The organism is Tessaracoccus sp. MC1679 (genome assembly GCF_014164775.1).
In the GTDB taxonomy this organism is placed as follows: domain Bacteria; phylum Actinomycetota; class Actinomycetes; order Propionibacteriales; family Propionibacteriaceae; genus Arachnia.
On the sequence record NZ_JACJGB010000001.1, the window covers coordinates 56,558 to 75,868 of the forward strand.

Below are 19,311 nucleotides of genomic sequence, written 5' to 3' on the forward strand. Positions count from 1 at the left end.
GCTTCCACAGGGTGGGAAGCAGTGGCGGGACGGTTTAACTTTCCGCGCTCCGGACGCGGTTCTCGAGCTCGCGCAGCGCCTCCCTGGCAGCCGCATCGGCGTCGATCCCGTGCGCCTGCGCCCGGGCCACGAAATCCAGGATCCCGCGGCCCACGCTCTGCGCGTCCAACGGCTCGTCCGGCAACTCGACGGGGACCCCATGGGAGCGGCTGCGTGAGATCACCTTGTGAGCGCGGCCGAGCACACTGAGCGATTCGGCGATGCCCTCCAGCGCGGAGGATCGCCCCTTCTCAGCGCGCTTGCGCTCCTCCCAGCTCTGCCACATGTTCTGGGGCACGTCCTCGTCGGCGAACACGTGCGGATGCCTGCGGATCAGCTTGTCCGCGATGCCGGCGGCCACGTCATCGAGGGTGAAGCGACCCTCGTCCTCGGCGATGCGCGCATGGAAGTAGACCTGAAGGAGGAGGTCACCCAGTTCTTCCTGGAGCTCGACGTCGTTTCCGGTCTCGACGGCGTCCACCACCTCGCAGGCCTCCTCGATGAGGTGGTTGAGGAGCGATCGGTGCGTCTGCTCGGCGTCCCAGGGGCATTTGAGCCGCAGCTCGGCCATCACCTGGCGGAGCCGCTCGAGCTCAGAGGTCATGTGGTGCGAGGCTCCGGTCAGGAGGGGACCGACATCGAGCCGGTGCCGGTGACGCCCTCGCCCGCCGGGTCCCACTGGCCGTAGCGCGGGTTGAGGTCCACGTCCACGTCTTCGAACATCTGCTGGAGTACTGCGATGTCCGCGTCCTCGCCCAGCTTGGCGACCAGGATCTGCAGCTTCGAGCCCGCCGCCGCGATCCTCGCGCACTCCGGGTCGTTCAGCGCGGGGCTCTCGCCGGCGGTCTCGCGCAGCACGGCGAGCGCCTCTTCGTCGGTGACGGTCTGATCGAGATCTGCCGCGATCTCCACCGCGACGGCGCCCAGGATCTCAGACATCACCAGCGTGCGGCGATCAACCTGATCCGGGCCGATGCCGACGGACTCACAACTGGCGACGACGCCGTCCACCTGGGCCTCGGAGATGCGCGTGTCCCCCACCTGAACGGCCGTGCTCGGCATGGGGCTGCAGCCGGCGAACAGGGCCGCGGCGGCGACCAGCGGGACAACGCGCTTCAGCAACATGTGTGACCTTTCACCGAACCTTCGACCGTGCCCCAGGGCACCGCGGTCAGCCTAGCGCATCGCCCTCGGCGAGCCCGAGGCCGCCGTCGGCTCAGCCGAACAGCTGGCCCAGCAGCGTGGTGGCCCACGTCAGGTGGTCGCCCTCCGGTTTCGGGACCAGCAGCTGATCCTGGGCCGGCTTGAGCGAGGCGCCCGGATAGAGGCGCTGCAGCCTGATCTGCCGTGATTCGGGCAGGTGGACCGGTGAGAACCGCACCACCTTGCCTTGGGGCACGATCTCCTGGATGCCGTGCGCCCGGGCCAGCATTCGAAGGCGTGCCACGCCGAGCAAGGCCTCGACGGGGGCCGGCGGCTGGCCGTAGCGATCCGTCATCTCGGCGCGCACCGCCTCCAGGTTGGCCTCCGTGCGGATCTCGGCGATCTCCTTGTACATCTCCAGCCGCAACCGCTCCGAGGAGATGTAGTCCTCCGGGAGGTGCGCGTCGATGGGCAGCTCCACGCGCATCTGGGGCTCGGTCTCGGTGTCGTCGCCGCGATAGCTGGCCACGGCCTCGCCCACCATGCGCAGGTACATATCGAAGCCGACGCCCTCGATGTGCCCGGACTGGTCCTCGCCGAGCAGGTTACCTGCGCCGCGCAGCTCGAGGTCACGCATGGCGATGGCCATCCCGGAGCCGAGGTCCGTGTTGGCGGCCATCGTGGCGAGGCGCTCATGGGAGGCCTCGGTGAGCGGCTTGTCCTGCGGGTAGAGGAAATAGGCGTAGCCACGCTCCCGGGAGCGGCCCACACGCCCGCGAAGCTGGTGCAGCTGGGACAGGCCCAGGGTGTCAGCGCGGTCGATGATGAGGGTGTTGGCGCTCTGGATGTTGAGGCCCGCTTCGATGATGGTGGTGGAGACGAGCACATCAGCCCGGCGCTCCCAGAAGTCCAGCATCACCTGTTCGAGGCGGCTCTCGCTCATCTGGCCGTGGGCGGTGACCACCCGCGCCTCGGGGATGAGTTCGCGGAGGTGGGCGGCCGTCTTCTCGATGGTGCCCACCCGGTTGTGCACGAAGAAGACCTGGCCCTCGCGCGCCAGCTCGCGACGGATGGCGGCCTTCACCTGCGCGTCGTCGTGAGGCCCGGCGAAGGTCAGCACCGGGTGTCGCTCCTCGGGCGGGGTGGCGATGACGCTCATCTCCCGGATGCCGGTGATGGCGATCTCCAGGGTGCGCGGGATGGGGGTGGCGGACATCGACAGCACGTCCACGTTGACCCGCATGGCCTTGAGCCGCTCCTTGTGTTCGACGCCGAACCGCTGCTCCTCGTCGATGATCACCAGGCCGAGGTCCTTGAACTGGATCTCCTTGCTGAACAGACGGTGGGTGCCGATCACCACGTCAACCCGGCCCGTGGCCAGGCCGTCGATCACCTTCTTGGACTCGGAGTCGCTCTGGAAGCGGGAGAGTTGCGCCAGGTGCACTGGGAAGCCGGCGAAGCGCGAGGCGAAGGTCTGGTAGTGCTGCGTGACCAGGAGGGTGGTGGGCACCAGCACCGCCACCTGCTTGCCGTCCTGAACTGCCTTGAAGGCGGCCCGGACGGCGATCTCCGTCTTGCCGTATCCCACGTCGCCGCAGATCAGCCGGTCCATGGGGATCAGCTTCTCCATGTCCGACTTCACCTCGGTGATGGCGGCGAGCTGATCCGGGGTCTCGACGAAACTGAAGGCGTCCTCCAGCTCCCGCTGCCACACGTTGTCCGGCCCGAACGCATAGCCCTTGGTGGCCTGCCGGGCCGCGTACAGCTTGATCAGCTCGGCGGAGATCTCGCGGACGGCCGAGCGCGCCTTGGCCTTGCGCTTGGTCCAGTCCCCACCGCCCATCTTGTCCAGTGCGGGCGCCTCGGAGCCGACGTAGCGGCTGAGCTGGTCCAGCTGGTCCATCGGCACGTAGAGCCGGTCCCCGGGATGCCCTCGCTTGCTGGGCGCGTACTCGACGACGAGGTAGTCGCGGACCGCGCCCTGGACGGTGCGCTGCACGAGTTCGACGAACCGGCCCACGCCGTGCTGCTCGTGCACGACGGGATCCCCGGACTTCAGCTCCAGTGGAGCGATCGCGGCCTTGCGTCGGGCGGGGAGCTTGCGTTCCGTCCGGTCGGTGACCGTCTGGCCCGTCAGCTCGGCGGCGGTGATCACCTCGAGCTTCGCCTCGTCGGCGCGCCAGCCCTGACGCAGCGACGACGTCACCACCGCGACGCGGGCGGGCGTGGGCGGCCTCTCGAGGTCGTCGAGTGAGGCTGGGATCCCGGCCTCCTCCAGCACCTCGATCATGCGGGCCGCCAACCCGCGACCCTCGACGCAGAGGATCACGCCCCAGCCGTCGGCGAGCTTGGCCGAGATGTGGCGGGTGGCCACCTCGGTGTCTCCGTGGAAGGACTCCGTGGTGGTCACCTTGATGGTGCGGGAGTGCACCGAATCGGCGTCGAAGGCGTGCGGCTCGTCGTCGGCGGCGAACGGCGACAGTGACCACCAGCGGTGCCCGATCGCCAACGCGTGCTGCCGCACGTCGGAGAGGCCACAGTAGGCGGAGGCACCCAGGTCCACGGGAGATTTCCCGCCGCCGGCCGCAGCCGCCCAACTGGCCTCCAGGAACTCCTGGCTGGTCTGGACGAGCTCCGCGGCGCGCGCCCGGATCAGCTCGGGCGAGCTGGCGAGGATCAGCGAGCCCTTCGGCAGCACGTCGACGAGCAGCTCAAGCCCGTCCACCAGCACCGGAGTGAGCGCCTCCATGCCCTCGACGGCCTGGCCTTCGGCGATGCGGCCCAGCATGTCCCCGAGCTCGGGGTGCTCCGCGGCCAGCCGCTTGGCGCGGGCGCGCACCGCCGTCGTGAGGAGGAGCTCGCGGCAGGGCGGCGCGATCACCGACGATGTCGTCTCGCCCGTGGAGCGCTGGTCCGCGACGGTGAAGGACCGGATGTCGTCCACGTCGTCGCCGAAGAAGTCCACCCGGACCGGATGCTCGGCGGTGGGCGGGAAGATGTCGACGATGCCGCCGCGGACGGCGAACTCGCCGCGGCGCTCCACCAGATCCACGCGGCTGTAGGCCGCGCCCGCAAGGTCCGCCAGCAGGGTCGAGAGGGGGTACTCCTCCCCGACGACGATCCGCACGGGCGCCATGTCCGCCAGCCCCTTGACCTGGGGTTGGAGGATGGACCGGATGGGTGCGACGACGACCTGCGGCGGGGGCTGCTCGCCCTTACCCGCGAGGCGGCGGAGCACAGCGAGGCGGCGCCCGACGGTGTCAGCTCTGGGCGACAGCCGCTCGTGGGGCAGGGTCTCCCAGGCGGGGTAGTAGGCCACCGCATCCTCGCCGAGCAATCCGCCCAGCTCCGTGGTCACCTGCTCCGCCTCGCGGTAGGTGGAGGTGATCATCAGCACCGTCTGACCGGACCCCTCCGCGATGGCGGCGGTCAGCAGAGGGAAGAACGGCGTCACTGCCGTGACGTCGAGCGCGGTGACGCCCGAGCGGCGCGAGTCTGCGAGGGTGGCCGCAAGGGCGTGGTCGCGCTCGAGTGCCGTCAGTAATCCGGGGAACTTCACGCGATCATCCTTGCACCGGGTCTCAAGAGTTGAAGCGGTTCTGCGTGGCGACGAGGCCCTCGCGCACCAGCAACTCGACGGCGTCGGCCGCCACGGCCGCGTCCACCCGCAGGCCCTCGAGGTCTGCCGGCTTCATCTTCGCCAGCACCCAGGCTGCCGCGTCCTGCCTGCCCGGCGCCCGGCCGATGCCGACACGAACGCGGTAGAAGTCGCCGGTGCCGAGGTGGGCGCGGATGGATTTGAGCCCGTTGTGCCCGTTGTCCCCGCCGCCGAGCTTCACGCGCAGCCGTCCAGGATCCAGATCCAGCTCGTCGTGGACGGCGATCACGTGCGAGGGCTTGATCTTGTGGAACGCGGCGACGGCCTTGACCGCGGACCCGGAGTCGTTCATGTAGGTGGTGGGCCTGGCCAGCACCAGCTTGACGGGCGACGGCCCGGGGAGTGTCACCGTCGCCAGCTCGGCGCGCATCCGGGATTGGGAGGAAAAGGAGGAACCGTAGCGGTCCGCGAGGTCCGCTACGGCCCAGAACCCGACGTTGTGCCGGGTGGCCTCGTAGGTCGGGCCCGGGTTGCCGAGCCCGACGACGAGGTAGGTGGAATCGGTCACTCGGCCGCGACGGCGCCCTCAGCGGCAGCAGCCTCGGGCTCGTCGCCGAGGTCCTGCACCGGCGCCTGGCCGACGCTGACCACCACGACGTCCAGCGGGACGGCCGCCTCGACGCCCTCGGGCAGCGGGATGTCCCCGACCGTCAGGTGCGAACCGGAGGAGAGGCCTTCGATCGACACGACGAACTCGGTGGGGATGCTGGCGGCCGGGGCCAGGACGCTCAGGTTGTTGAGCTCGTGGTTGACCAGGGTGCCGCGCTCGGCCTCGCCGGTGAACGTCAGCGGGACGTCGACTGTGACCTTCTCGCCCGCCTTGATGAGCACGAGGTCGATGTGGTCGATGGAGTGCAGGATGGCGTGGCGCTGGACCTGCTTGGGCAGCGCGAGGAACGGCGTCTTGTCGCCCTCCACGGTGATCTGAAGCAGCACGTTGGGCTGACGCAGCGCGAGGAAGGTTTCGCGAGCCGGCAGCGCCAGGTGCACGGGATCGGTGCCGTGACCGTAGAGGACGGCGGGGGTGGAGCCGGCGCGGCGGAGCCTGCGCGAGGCGCCCTTGCCGAACTCGGTGCGGGTGGTGGCGGTCAGGTTGACGTCTGCCATGGTGAATCTCCTCAAGCTGTGGATATCTGCGCGTGCGGGCGCCGAGCGAGGAATAGAGCTAGTCGATCACGGACCCTGGGGGTCCCTCGCCAGGCAGCCCGGCAAGCTTACCCCAGCCCCTCTGGGGCGTGCCAATCGGATCTACAGGACGACCTGGTTGGGGCGCGGGGCATCGAAGCTCTTGCTGCCGCGATACATCTCCACGGACTCGCGCAGCGCTTTGAGGAAGTAGGGCGGGAAGTCCATGCCCTTCTCGTTGGCCCACAACAGCTTTGCCTCGAGGCGCCCGATCTCGCGCGCGTAGATCTCGATCTCGGCGTCGATGCCGAGCTCGGCCATCACACCGCCGAACTCCTGCTGGTAGTACTTCACGTAGTCGACACCCACCATCGTGAACGATTTCGAGCGCAGCAGCCGCGCCACCTGCACCTGCCAGGGCTTGAGCTCCTCGTCCTGCACCATCTTCTCGGCGCTCATCCTGTAGAACGCGAAGTGCCCGGGCTCCTGCTGCTTGATGGGGTGGATGATCGTCTCGGCGATGGCCGTCTCCCCCATGCGGGTGAGCTCCTTGATCAGCGACGAGTAGGCCAGCACCGCCTGCCGCTCTGTCGACGCGCCGGTCAGGTAGTAGAGCATGCGCGAGATGTCGTGGATGGGCTCCCAGTGCGCGAGCGCGCCGAGCAGCTTCATCCGGAGCGGGATGCTCATGAAGGGCTCCTGCGGCTCCATCCCGAGGTCGCCTTGAAGCTGATCCAGGAGGTAGCCGTGGGCCATCTCCTGGTCGTACCAGACGTCCTGGTAGAAGATGCGGTCCACCTCGCTCACGTTCGGCAGGACGGTCAGCAGCTCCAGGACGTTGCGGTCCACCTCGAGCTCGACGCGGGCCAGGTAGTCGATGACGTGCGCGAACCGGGTGCGGACCAGCTCCGGGTTGCGCACGGTGCGGTCCGCGGAGGCCAGGCGGATAGGTGGGTGCTTGTCACCCAGCTGGAGCACGAAGGTCCGAAGAGATGCCTCTGTGATCTTCGCGGCCATGACAGCACTCCCCTCGTTCCGCCTCAAGCATGGACCATCTCCCCAAGTGGGATGAGGTCTCGTCCACCGTGTGAGCCGGCGTCAGCGGGCCAGCGCGGCCGTGGACGAACGCTCGATCAGCTCCGGTCGGATCACGTGACGGGTCGGCGGGCGAGTGGGGTCGGCCAACTCGTCGAGCAGGATCTGGGCCCCGACGGACCCCATCTCGTCGCCGTGCTGGGCGACGGTGGTGAGCGTCACGGGGCCACCCCAGGCGTTGATGTTGGCGTCGCAGCCCATCACCAGCACCTCACCGGGCACCGGCACGCCCCCGGCCGCCAGAACCTGGATGATGGCCATGCCGGTGAGGTCGGCCACGCACACGACACCGTCAGGGCGCAGCTGAGGATCCATGGCCAGCAGCTGACGCCCGGCGACGATGCCACCCGCGATCTGCAGATCGCTGGTCTTGATGTCGAGCAGGTCGACGGCCTGCGACTCCGCGACCGCCCGGGCGACGCCCCGCCGACGCTCGTCGGCCGGCTGGAGCGATTCGGGGACCCCGACGAAGGCGAGGCGGCGACAGCCACGGCCGATCAGATGGCTGGCCGCGAGGTAGCCCACGTGCTCGTTGTCCACCAGGACCGTGGACCACGAGGCACCCGGTGTGTCGTGGTTGAGGACGACGACGCGTCGGCCGTGGGAGCCGAGCCGATCGATGTCATCGTCGGGGTCGAACTGGGGCGCCAACAGGATGCCTGCCACCCGCGTCTCGTCGAAGTAGTCCAGATGCTCGCGCTGCTGGCGCTGGTCGGTGTCGGAGTCGGTGATCACCAGTTGGTGGCCCCGCTCCCGAATGGTGGCCTGAGCGCCTCTGGCGATGTCCACGAAGAGGCTGTTGCTGAGGTCGAACACGTTGAGCCCGATGGTGTGCGAGGTAGCCCCGACGAGGGAGCGGGCATTGAGGTTGCGCACGAAGCCGAGGCGGGTGATCGCGGCCTGCACCCGCTCGACGGTCTCCGGTCGGCAACCCTGCGGCTTGTTGAGCACGTTGGACACCGTGCCGAGAGAGACGCCCGCCTCGCGGGCGACGTCGTTCATGCTGGGCAGGCGCCCCCCGGCGCGCGGATTCATAGGCAGCAATGTAGGCGCTCCGAAGATGAAACGCTCCATCCACCGCGAAACGGAACCCAGAACAGGGCTTGACGAACTCCTCCCCTCGGGCCACCATAAGATGAAACGTTTCACGAGGAAGCGTCAGTCTCAACGTCGAGGAAGCAGATGACCACCACCACACGACTCCGAGTCGAGAACCGCCCCGTCTCCCCCACTGTCCTGGGCCTGGGCGATCCCTCCCCCCGCCTCTCCTGGCAGGTCACCGACGCCCCCGACGGCTGGGCGCAGGCCGGGTACGCCGTCGAGATCGAGCGGGACGGGGCCGCCACGGTGCACGAGGCAGAGTCCGCCGAGCAGCTGTTCGTCGCCTGGCCGGAGGCGCCGCTCACCTCGCGCGAGCGTGTGGTCGTGCGCGTGCGGGCACAGGGCGCTGACGGCGAGTGGGTCGCCTGGAGCGAGCCGGTGGCCGTCGAGGCCGGGCTCCTCGAGACCACCGACTGGAAGGCCTCGTTCATCTCCCCCGCGACCCTCGGTGGCATCCTCACCCCGGCACCCCTGCTCACCACCGAGTGGGACCTCCCCAGCGAGATCGTCAGCGCACGCCTCCATGTGACGGCGCACGGCCTCTACGAGATGAGCCTCAACGGTGAGCGCGTCGGCGACGAGTACCTCGCGCCCGGTTGGACCACCTACACCCACCGTCTGCGCTACCAGACCCACGACGTCACCGGCCTGCTGCGGGAGGGCGCCAATGACGTGAGCGCCCTCCTCGGCAACGGCTGGTTCCGCGGGCGGCTCACCTGGGGCAACCGGCGAGCGCTGTACGGAGACAGGCTCTCCCTCCTCGCCCAGCTCGAGGTGGTCACCGCCGACGGCACCCGGCACATCCTCGGCACCGACGACACCTGGCGCGCCCACACCTGGCGCGTCCTCGCCGACGACATCTACGACGGCTGCACCACCGATCTGCGGATCACCGAGCCCCAGGGCGACGACGCCGTCGAGATTGTCGACGCCGACCTCAGCCTGCTGGTGGCCCCCGACGGCCCGCCCGTGCGCGTCACCGAGGTGGTGGCAGCCCAGAAGACGTGGCGCTCCCCGTCGGGCGCCCTTCTCATCGACTTCGGCCAGAACGTCGTCGGCTGGGTCCGCCTCATCGTGCGCGCGGAGTCCGGCCGCGAGGTGACCGTCACGCAGGCCGAGGTGCTCGAGCACGACGAGCTGGGCATCCGCCCTCTCCGCACCGCCAAGGCCACCGACACCTACTACCTCGCCGGCACCGGCGACGAGGTGCTGGAGCCCACCTTCACCTTCCACGGCTTCCGCTACGCCCGCATCGACGGCGTCGACGAGGCCGAGATCGTCTCCGCCGAGGCCGTGGTCATCCACAGCGACATGGAGCGCACCGGCTGGTTCGACTCCTCCCACGAGCTCCTCAACCGGCTGCACGAGAACGTGGTGTGGGGCATGCGCGGCAACTTCGTCGACGTGCCCACGGACTGCCCGCAGCGCGACGAGCGCCTCGGTTGGACCGGCGACATTCAGGTGTTCACGCCCACCGCCGAGTTCCTCTACGACAGCACAGGCTTCCTGCGCTCCTGGCTGCGCGACCTCGAGGCCGACCAGTTCGACGACGGCGGCGTGCCCATCGTGGTGCCCAACGTCCTCGGCGCCATGGTGGCCACCGCGTGGGGCGACGCTGCGGCGATCGTGCCGACGGTGCTGCACGAGCGCACCGGCGACGAGGCCGTCCTGGCCCGCCAGCTGCCGAGCATGCGCCGCTGGGTGGAGTTCCTGGACAACGCCGCCGGCGAGGACGGCGTCTGGTCCGGGGGCTTCCAGTTCGGCGACTGGCTGGACCCGACGGCGCCGCCGGAGGAGCCTGCCCGCGCCAAGGCGGATCCGGACGTCGTCGCCACCGCGCACGTCTACCGCAGCGCCGACTTCACGGCCCGAGCCGCGGCCATCGTGGGCGACGCCGACATCGAGGCCTACGCCCGTTCCGTGGCAGACCGGGCCCTGGCCGGCTTCCGGCGCGAGTTCGTCACCCCAGGCGGGCGGATCCTCAGCGACGCGCAGACCGTGTACGCGATGGCGCTGGTGTTCGACCTCCTGGAGAACGACGCGCAGCGCGAAGCTGCCGCCTCGCGACTGGCCGACCTGGTGCGGATCTCAGGATTCCGGATCTCGACGGGCTTCGTCGGCACCCCCCTGGTCACGGACGCTCTGGCCGACAACGGCCACGTGGAGACCGCCTACCGGCTACTGCTGCAGACCGGCTGCCCCTCGTGGCTCTACCCGGTGACCATGGGCGCCACCACCATCTGGGAGCGTTGGGACTCGATGCTGCCCGACGGCACCATCAACCCCGGCGAGATGACCTCGTTCAACCACTACGCCCTGGGCGCGGTGGCGGACTGGCTGCATCGCACCGTCGCGGGCCTCGCCCCCGCCGCACCGGGCTACCGGCGGATCCGGATCGCGCCGCGCCCCGGCGGCGGCCTCACCCACGCCTCCGCCCGCCACCTGTCGCCCTTCGGCGAGATCGCGGTGGGCTGGAAGCGAGAGGGCGACGAGGTGGTGGTCTCCGCGACGATCCCCCCGGGGGTGACGGCGGAGGTGGAACTGCCCGGCGTCGCCGTCGAAGTTGGTTCCGGCACCCACGAGTGGCGCGTCAGGTCGCCCGAGCCCGCCTACGGCCCGCCCGCGACCGTGCGCGATCTCATGGACGATCCCGCCCGATGGGACCGCTTCGTGGAAGGCACCATCGCCGCGCCCCTGCGGGGCATGGTGCACTTCACCGACGAGGCCTCGGTGGCCGACCGGATGGCGGCGCACCTCGATGACCGCGTGGAGGTCCTGGTGGACGCCTTCACCCTCGGCGGGAGCGACGACGGCCGCGACGAGATCCTGGCCGTGGTGCGCGAAAGCCTCACCTGACGAAACCTCAGTTGGCTACGGTCGACGCCTCACGGCGTCGGCCGTGACCAAACTGAGACCTACAAACGCTTGACAGGCCCAGGGCCGACATTTTAACCTTTCAACATGCAGATGAAACGTTTCATCTGATTGAGTCCAACGGAGGGCACTACATGAATCTCAAGAAGACCGGAATCGCCAGCATGGCGATCGTCGCGGCCGCAGCACTGGCCGCCTGCAGCCCCGGATCTCTCGGCTCCGCCGAAAGCGAAGCCCCCTCGGGGAGCGGCGCCCCTGCCGCTGAGGCCGTCGAAATCACCCTGCTCGTCGACAACTCCGAGACGTCCCTCAACACTGCCAACGCCATCGCCGAGGGCTTCAACGCGGCGCAGTCAGAGGTGGTCGTCGAGGTCGAGTCCCGCCCGCAGGGCGCCGACGGTGACAACATCGTCAAGACCCGCCTCGCCACCGACGAGATGAGCGACGTGTTCTGGTACAACTCCGGATCACTGCTCCAGGCACTGGACCCCACCACCACGCTGGTCGACCTCTCCGGCGAGGCCCTTGCCGAGCGTGTCGACGACACCTTCAAGACCGCCGTGAGCAGCGGCGACGCCATGTTCGGCGTCCCCGTCGGCCAGGCCATGGGCGGCGGCATCCTCTACAACAAGGCCGTCTACGCGGACCTCGGCCTCGAGGTCCCCACCACCTGGGACGAGTTCATGGCCAACAACGAGGCCATCAAGGCAGCCGGCATCGATCCCGTCATCCAGAGCTACGGCGACACCTGGACCTCGCAGTTGTTCATTCTGGCCGATTTCTACAACGTGACCGCGGTTGAGCCCGATTGGGCCGAGCAGTACACCGCCAACCAGGCCAAGTACGTCGACGAGCCCGCGCTCAAGGGATTCCAGCGGCTCCAAGAGGTCTACGAGGCCGGCTACGTGAACGAGGACTTCGCCACCGCGAAGCTGGATCAGGCGCTGAACCAGCTGGTGACCGGCTCCGGCGCGCACTACCCGATGCTCTCCTTCGTGATCAACACCTACGTCGGCCTGTCGGACGACGCCGCTGAGAACATCGGCTTCTTCGCCCAGCCGGGCGACGACGCGGCCAAGAACGGCCTCACCGCCTGGACCCCGGCCGGTCTCTACATCCCTAAGACCACCGAGGGCGATCAGCTCGAGGCGGCCAAGAAGTTCGTGGACTGGGTGGCCACCCCCGAGGCCTGCGACGCGCAGACCGCCGCGGTGACCCCCACCGGCCCGTACCTGGTCGAAGGCTGCGAGCTCCCCGCCGACCTGCCGGCCGCAGTGGGAGATCTCCAGACCTACTTCGACAACGGCATGGCCAGCCCGGCTCTTGAGTTCCTGTCCCCCGTCAAGGGCCCGAACCTCGAGAAGATCACCGTCGAGGTCGGCTCCGGCATCCGCTCCGCCGCTGACGGCGCCCAGCTCTACGACCAGGACGTCGAGAAGCAGGCCCAGCAGCTGGGCCTCGAGGGCTGGTGATCCACCCCGGCCCGTGAGGGCCGGCACACACCCGCGGAGGGTGGGGGTCGTTCGCTCCTCCCCCACCCTCCTCCCTTGTCCCCGCGACACTGAAACCAGCGGCACCGCAGCCGCCCACGACGACGTGACCTTCAGCCATCAGGAGCCTCCATGTCCGCCATCCACTCCCCACCGCGCGCGGCTGCCGGGCCGCAGTCGGCCGCCAAACCTCGCATCTCCCCCGTGCACATCGACAAGAGCTACCCGCTGTGGTTCTTCCTACCGGGCGGCATCGTGTTCATCGCCCTCTTCATCGTCCCCACCGTCCTGTCCTTCTACTTCGCGTTCACCAGGTGGACGCTGTTCAAGGCCACGTTCGTCGGCTTCGACAACTTCGTCACCTTCTTCAGCGAGCCCGGCCTCGTCGGCGCGCTGATCAATACGCTCATCTACGCGTTCGTCACCTCGGGCGCCAAGGTGGTGCTGGGCATGCTGCTGGCCGTCATCCTGGTCCAGCAGATCTGGGCGCGCGGCTACCTGCGCTCGGTCACCTTCTTCCCGGTGCTGGTCTCGGCCGTCGGCGTGGGCCTCACGTTCCAGGTGCTGCTCAACCCCACGTCGGGCGTGGTCAACGCAGCCCTGGGCGTGGTCGGCATCGAGGGCCCCCGTTGGCTCGTCGACCCCAACATCGCGCTGCTCACCGTGGCGGCCATCGACGTCTGGAAGGGCATCGGCCTGGCCACACTGATCTACATCGCCGGCCTGGTGGCCATCCCCCAGGAGTACTACGAAGCCGCCAAGGTGGACGGCGCCAGCGCGTGGGACATCTTCCGCAGCATCATGCTGCCGCTCTCGTTCCCCGCCACCTCGACGGTGATCATCCTGTCGCTGATCGGCGGCCTGCGCTCCTTCGACCTCATCTGGACCACCACCCAGGGCGGTCCCGGCTTCGCCTCGGACGTCATCGCCTCGGTGATCTACAAGCAGTACCAGGCGGGCTTCTACGGCCTCTCCACCGCGGGCAACGTCATCCTCTTCATCGTCGTGACCGCGATCATCTACCCGCTCTCGCGGTGGCTCAACTCAAAGGAGGTGGCCCAGTGACCAGGATGAAGCCCATCGGCTACATCATCGGGATCATCGGGATCGCGCTCACCAGCGTCATCTTCCTGCTCCCCTTCGCCTTCATCCTGCTCACGGCCATGAAGCCGCAGAAGGAGGCCAACCTTCTGCAGTTCTCCTGGCCCGAGCAGATCGTGCTGTGGGAGAACATCGTCACGGTCATCCAGACCCGGGACTTCATGCTCATCATCGCGTTCATCAACTCCACCATCCTCACCGTGGCCAGCGTCACGCTGATGGTGATCTTCGGCGCGATGGTCGCCTACGTGCTGCAGCGTCGCAAGAGCTGGCTGAACCCGTGGATCAACGGTCTCGTGCTCGCCGGCCTCATCATCCCGCCCGCCGTCGTGCCCACCATCTGGGTGATGCAGACGCTCGGCATCTTCAAGACGCTGCCCGGCCTGATCCTCATCGAGGTGGCGTTCGGCCTGTCGTTCACCGTCCTCATGATGCGTGCGTTCATCGCCGGGATCCCCAAGGAGATCGACGAGGCGGCCATCGTCGACGGCGCCGGGCCGATGCGGCTGTTCTTCCAGGTGGTCCTCCCGCTGCTCCGGGGCGTCATCATCACCGTCGTGGTGGTGCAGTCGGTGTTCGTGTTCAACGACTTCCAGAACCCGCTCTACTTCCTCCCGGGGGACCAGAACGCCACGGTGCAGCTGACGCTGTTCAACTTCCAGAGCCAGTTCAACACGTCCTACAACCTGCTGTTCACCAACATCATGCTCATCACCATCCCGCCGCTGATCATGTACATCTTCTTCCAGCGCCAGATCGTGGCCGGGATGACATCGGGAGCGGTGAAGGGATGACCATCGCGACGGGGTCGTCGTCGCGGCGCCCTCGTCGTCCGCGGCCCGAGGGGGGTCGGCGCGTAAAGTATGCGCAGCCCCCCGAATCCGAACGGAGTCCGGTGAACCATCCGCGCCTCAGCATGCGTGACGTGGCCGAGATGGCGCGCGTGTCCATCGGCACCGTGTCCAACGTCATCAACAACCCCGAGCGGGTACTCCCGGCAACCCGTGAGCGCGTGGAAGAGGCCATCCGCCACCTTGGCTGGGCGCCCAATCAACAGGCTCAGGCGCTGCGGGCCGGGAAGAGCAAAGTAATCGGGCTGGCCGTGATGGACGTGGCCAACCCGTTCTTCGCCGACGTCCTGCGCGGCGCCCAGGGCAGGCTGGAGGAGGCGGGCTACGCGGCCACCATCGGTGACTCGGACAACCGCCCTGAGCGGGAGGCCTCCGCGCTGCGCTCGTTCCGGGACCAGCGGGTCCGGGGCGTGATCCTCGGGCCGATCGGCGCCACGCCACCAGAGGTCGACGCCCTGCTCCAGGCGCGCATCCCCACAGTGCTGGTGGACCGGGCCCACGGCGGGACAGGCTGCACCGTCGGCGTCGACGACGTGGCGGGCGGGCGGATCGCCGCCGAGCATCTCATCGCCCAGGGGCACACGGCGCTCGCCTTCGTCGGCGGCCCGTCGTCGCTGGCGCAGGTCAGGGATCGACGCGAGGGTGCCGAGCGGGCCGCGGCTGCGGCCGGCGTCAGCATTCTCGCGATCTCCGTCGACGCGCTGGACTTCGCGTCGGGCCGTGCGGCGGCGGAGCAGCTGGCGCTGCTGTCAGCCTCGGAGCGCCCCACGGGGATCTTCTGCGCCAACGACATGATCGCGATCGGGCTCCTGCAGGGCCTGGTGGCGGCCAGGATCAGAGTCCCGCACGACGTTGCCATCGTCGGCTACGACGACATCGACTTCGCCGCCGCCGCGGCCGTGCCGCTGTCTTCCGTGGCGCAGCCGAGACGCGAGCTGGGGTCATCCGCGGCAGAACTTCTGCTGCAGGAGCTGGAGGACCAGGACCACGGCCGCCCGCACGAGCACCGCACGATCACCTTCACCCCCACCCTGGTAGCCCGGGCGTCAAGCGTCTCGTAGTCCCCCGACGTTGACCCCACACCCACAGAGTTGTATCGTTTCAATCAATCGCCTGAAACGATTAAAGCGCGAGGAGGCGCCCACCATGATCAGCACCATCAGCAAGCAACTCGAGGACCAGGTCATCGAGGTCCCGTCGTGGGCCTACGGCAACTCGGGCACCCGGTTCCGCGTGTTCGGCACCCCCGGCACCCCCCGGACCATCCAGGAGAAGCTGGCCGACGCCGCCCAGGTGAACCTGTACACCGGCCTGTCGCCGAAGGTCGCCCTGCACTACCCCTGGGACAAAGTCGAGGACTGGAGCGCGCTCAAGACCTACGCCGCCGATCTGGGCGTCGAGCTCGGCACGGTGAACTCCAACACGTTCCAGGACGAGGCCTACAAGTTCGGCAGCCTCGCCCACAACGACCCAAAGGTCCGCCAGATGGCGATCGACCACCACCTCGAGTGCCTGGGCATCATGACCGAGATCGGCTCGCAGGACCTCAAGATCTGGCTCGCGGACGGCTCCAACTACCCCGGCCAGGGCGACATCCGCCGTCGTCAGGACTGGTTGGCAGACTCCCTGGCCAAAATCTACAGCCAGCTCGGCGCGGAGCAGCGCCTGGTGCTGGAGTACAAGTTCTTCGAGCCGGCCTTCTACCACATGGACGTGCCGGACTGGGGCACCTCCTACGCGCACGTCAACGCGCTCGGCGACCGCGCGCTGGTCTGCCTCGACACGGGCCACCACGCGCCTGGCACCAACATCGAGTTCATCGTCGCCCAGCTGCTGCGCCTCGGGAAGCTCGGCTCGTTCGACTTCAACTCGCGCTTCTACGCCGACGACGATCTCGTGGTGGGCGCGGCCGATCCGTTCCAGCTGTTCCGCATCCTCTGGGAGGTGCGCCGCGGCGGCGGCCTCGACCCGGCCAACGGCGTGGCGTTCATGCTGGACCAGTGCCACAACGTCGAGGACAAGATCCCCGGCCAGATCCGCTCCGTGCTCAACGTCCAGGAGATGACGGCCCGCGTGCTGCTCGTCGACGCCGACGCCCTGCAGGACGCCCAGGACTCCAACGACGTCCTCGGCGCCAACGCCATCATGATGGACGCCTTCTACACCGACGTGCGGCCCATGCTGGCCGAGTGGCGCGAGTCGCGGGGGCTGGCTGGCGACCCCATGAAGGCGTTCGCCGATTCGGGCTACCTCGCCAAGATCGCTGAGGAGCGCGTGGGCGGGGCTCAGGCGGGCTGGGGAGCCTGATGCCGAAGCAGTCCGTCATCGCGGTGGACCTCGGCGCGACGAGTGGCCGGGTGGTGCTGGCCACGTTCGCCGAGGGTCGCGTCTCGCTGAACGAGGTGCACCGCTTCTCCACCGCCGCCCGCCAGACCGACGACGGGCTCCGGCTCGACGTGGTGGCGCTTTTCGACGAGATCCAGGCGGGCATCGGCCGCGCGATGGAGGCCGCCCCGGACGGGGTGGCCGCGCTCGGCATCGACTGCTGGGCCGTCGACTACGGGCTCATCGGCGCTGACGGACTGCTCGAACTCCCCTTCAACTACCGCGACCCCCGCACCGAGACAGGCCGCGCCCTGGTCCGGGAGAGGATCTCCGAGGAGGAGCTGTACTCCCGCGTCGGCCTGCAGGACGTGCCGTTCAACACCGTCAACCAGCTGGCCGACGACCTGGCCTCCGGCCGCCTGGAGCGCGCCACCCGCTTCCTCATGCTGCCCGACCTGCTCGGGTACTGGCTGACGGGCCGGCAGGTGGCCGAGCGCACCAACGCGTCGACCACCGCCCTGCTCGACCCCCTGACCGGCCAGTGGGACTGGGACCTGATCGAGCGCCTGGGCCTCCCCCGCCGGATCTTCGCCGACGTGGTCGAGCCGGGCGCCGTCGTCGGTCCGATCACGACGGGTCCGGCCGCCGGCGTGCCGCTGGTGGCGGTGGGCTCGCACGACACTGCCTCCGCCGTCGTCGGCGCACCGCTGGAGGCCGACGACGTGTTCATTTCGTCGGGCACCTGGTCTCTCGTCGGCATGGAGCTCGACGCGCCGATCCTGACCGAGGAGTCGCGGCAGGCCAACCTCACCAACGAGGGCGGCGTGGACGGCACCGTCCGCTACCTCAAGAACGTGATGGGGCTGTGGATCCTGTCCGAGGCGGTCCGCACCTGGGCGGCGTCCGGCCGCGAGTACGCGGTCCCGGACCTGGTGGAGGCCGCCCGCGCCGTCACCGACGCCCCGCACTTCGACGCCACCCACCCCAGCCTCCTCCCACCTGGCGACATGGTGAGCAGGGTCAAGGCGCTGGCCGGCGGCGACGGGCGGCTCGAGGACCCCGCTGTGTTCACGCGCGCCCTCATCGAGTCCCTGGCTGATGCCTACGCCGGCGTGATCTCCGAGCTCGCTGCGATCACCGGCCGCTCCCCGCGCCGCGTCGTCGTGGTGGGCGGGGGTAGCCAGAACAGGCTGCTCGCGCAGCGCACTGCCGACCGCACATGCCTTCCCGTCTCGGCCGGCCCCGTCGAGGCCACCGCACTCGGCAACTGCCTGATCCAGGCCCGCTCCGTCGGCATCCTCTCCGGCTCCCTCTCAGACCTCAGAAAGACCGTGATGGCTTCCACCACCGTGACCCAGTTCCTTCCCCGCCCCGAGCTCGAGCTCGCCGAGATCACCGCGCTGTCCCACGAGTTCGGCGCGAATCCCGCATTCACCCGCGCGGGCGGCGGCAACTCGTCGGCGAAGGCCGACGGCGTGCTGTGGATCAAGCCGAGCGGCGTCTCGCTGGCCTCGATCACCGCCGAGGACCTGGTGCCGCTGGACATGCAGGTGCTGCTGAATTCCCTCGACGCCCCGGACCCCGACCCGAGCCTTGGCGACCCGGTCAACCACATCGCCGGGCTCGCCCGCCGCGACGACGGCCCCCGCCGTCCGTCGGTGGAGATCCTGTTTCACGCGCTTATCCCGGACACCTACGTGTTCCACACGCACCCGCTGCTGATCAACGCCATCACCTGCAACGCCGACGGCGAGCACCTGACTGCCGAGATGTTCGGCAACGACGTGCTCTGGGTGTCCTACGTGGACCCCGGCCTTCCGCTTGCCCGCGAGATCGCGGCGCGGCGCGAGGACTTCACCTCACGTACCGGCCAGCCGGCGCCCAAGGCGACGTTCCTCATGAACCACGGCCTCATCGTCGCCGGCGACAACCCGGACGACGTGCGCGCCGAGAGCTACCGGATCCTGGCCAGGATCGAGGAGGCGGTGGCCTCGGCGTCCGCCGGCGAGCCCTCGACTCCGTCCGGTGCGGACCTGGGCGCCGTCGCGGAGGCGTTCCGCGCGGCCCTGGGCGCGGTGGCTGTGGCCACCGACGAGGGCGGCATCGCCCGCAGCTTCCCGGCCACCGAGGCCGGTGCGCGGTTCCTGATCGAGGGCCCGCTGATCCCGGACCAGATCGTCTACGCCGGTTCGTTCCCGCTCGTGGTGACTACTGCCGACGAGCTGCCGGGCGCGCTGGCCGCGTTCCGCGAGGCGCGCGGGGTGGACCCGGTGATCGTGGTGGTGCCCGGCGCCGGCGTGGCCGCGGCGGGCGACTCCGAGAAGTCCGCCACCACGGCGCTCCAGGTCTATGTCGACGCCCTGACCGTTGGTCAGGCGGCTACGGCGCTGGGCCGCGTGCGGGCCCTCAACGAGGCCGAGCGCCGCTTCATCGAGACCTGGGAGGCCGAGGCGTACCGCCAGCAGGTCGCCAAGGCCTGACGGCGCCCTCGCGGCGACGCGGCGGACGA

Annotated in this window: 14 protein-coding genes; 7 read left to right on the forward strand and 7 right to left on the reverse strand. The window is 69.1% G+C overall.

Annotated features, from left to right (window positions below; translation table 11 throughout):
* Nucleotides 1–34: 34 nt before the first annotated feature.
* From H5398_RS00340 to H5398_RS00370, 7 genes are all read right to left on the reverse strand, one after another.
* Nucleotides 35–643, reverse strand: coding sequence for a MazG family protein (locus H5398_RS00340; RefSeq protein ID WP_182781802.1), 609 nt, complete (start codon nucleotides 641–643; stop codon nucleotides 35–37).
* 17 nt (nucleotides 644–660) lie between these two features.
* Nucleotides 661–1,164 (reverse strand): hypothetical protein, encoded by a 504-nt coding sequence (locus tag H5398_RS00345; RefSeq protein ID WP_182781801.1) that lies wholly within the window; start codon nucleotides 1,162–1,164, stop codon nucleotides 661–663.
* 91 nt (nucleotides 1,165–1,255) lie between these two features.
* Nucleotides 1,256–4,741 (reverse strand): transcription-repair coupling factor, encoded by a 3,486-nt coding sequence (mfd, locus tag H5398_RS00350; protein ID WP_182798581.1) that lies wholly within the window; start codon nucleotides 4,739–4,741, stop codon nucleotides 1,256–1,258.
* Between the two features lie 22 nt (nucleotides 4,742–4,763).
* A complete protein-coding gene (gene pth / locus H5398_RS00355) occupies nucleotides 4,764–5,348 on the reverse strand; it encodes an aminoacyl-tRNA hydrolase (RefSeq protein WP_182781799.1) in 585 nt (194 codons plus the stop codon).
* Nucleotides 5,345–5,947, reverse strand: a complete 603-nt coding sequence (locus tag H5398_RS00360) for a 50S ribosomal protein L25/general stress protein Ctc (protein WP_182781798.1) — start codon at nucleotides 5,945–5,947, stop codon at nucleotides 5,345–5,347. Before H5398_RS00360 ends, pth begins: the two co-directional genes overlap by 4 nt.
* A gap of 141 nt (nucleotides 5,948–6,088) precedes the next feature.
* Nucleotides 6,089–6,982, reverse strand: a complete 894-nt coding sequence (locus H5398_RS00365; RefSeq protein ID WP_182781797.1) for a GTP-binding protein LepA — start codon at nucleotides 6,980–6,982, stop codon at nucleotides 6,089–6,091.
* An 81-nt stretch (nucleotides 6,983–7,063) separates the two neighbouring features.
* Complete coding sequence (locus H5398_RS00370; RefSeq protein WP_182781796.1) at nucleotides 7,064–8,095, reverse strand: LacI family DNA-binding transcriptional regulator; 1,032 nt, start codon at nucleotides 8,093–8,095, stop codon at nucleotides 7,064–7,066.
* A 147-nt stretch (nucleotides 8,096–8,242) separates the two neighbouring features.
* Between H5398_RS00370 and H5398_RS00375 the strand changes: the two genes are divergently transcribed.
* The 7 genes from H5398_RS00375 to H5398_RS00405 all read left to right on the forward strand — a co-directional run bounded on the left by H5398_RS00375 (nucleotide 8,243) and on the right by H5398_RS00405 (nucleotide 19,282).
* The gene (locus tag H5398_RS00375) at nucleotides 8,243–11,017 is read left to right on the forward strand and encodes a glycoside hydrolase family 78 protein (RefSeq protein WP_182798582.1); all 2,775 of its coding nucleotides are present in this window, start codon (nucleotides 8,243–8,245) and stop codon (nucleotides 11,015–11,017) included.
* Nucleotides 11,018–11,169: 152 nt separating this feature from the next.
* A complete protein-coding gene (locus H5398_RS00380; protein WP_182781794.1) occupies nucleotides 11,170–12,507 on the forward strand; it encodes an ABC transporter substrate-binding protein in 1,338 nt (445 codons plus the stop codon).
* Nucleotides 12,508–12,657: 150 nt separating this feature from the next.
* Complete coding sequence (locus tag H5398_RS00385) at nucleotides 12,658–13,590, forward strand: carbohydrate ABC transporter permease (RefSeq protein WP_182781793.1); 933 nt, start codon at nucleotides 12,658–12,660, stop codon at nucleotides 13,588–13,590.
* A 5-nt stretch (nucleotides 13,591–13,595) separates the two neighbouring features.
* The gene (locus H5398_RS00390; protein WP_182781937.1) at nucleotides 13,596–14,420 is read left to right on the forward strand and encodes a carbohydrate ABC transporter permease; all 825 of its coding nucleotides are present in this window, start codon (nucleotides 13,596–13,598) and stop codon (nucleotides 14,418–14,420) included.
* A 101-nt stretch (nucleotides 14,421–14,521) separates the two neighbouring features.
* A complete protein-coding gene (locus H5398_RS00395) occupies nucleotides 14,522–15,538 on the forward strand; it encodes a LacI family DNA-binding transcriptional regulator (protein ID WP_370586015.1) in 1,017 nt (338 codons plus the stop codon).
* Between the two features lie 85 nt (nucleotides 15,539–15,623).
* Nucleotides 15,624–16,784, forward strand: coding sequence for an L-rhamnose isomerase (gene rhaI / locus H5398_RS00400; protein ID WP_182781792.1), 1,161 nt, complete (start codon nucleotides 15,624–15,626; stop codon nucleotides 16,782–16,784).
* Nucleotides 16,784–19,282 carry an FGGY-family carbohydrate kinase gene (locus H5398_RS00405; RefSeq protein WP_182798583.1) on the forward strand — a complete coding sequence of 833 codons (2,499 nt, stop codon included), beginning with the start codon at nucleotides 16,784–16,786 and terminating at the stop codon, nucleotides 19,280–19,282. Before rhaI ends, H5398_RS00405 begins: the two co-directional genes overlap by 1 nt.
* Nucleotides 19,283–19,311: the final 29 nt, after the last annotated feature.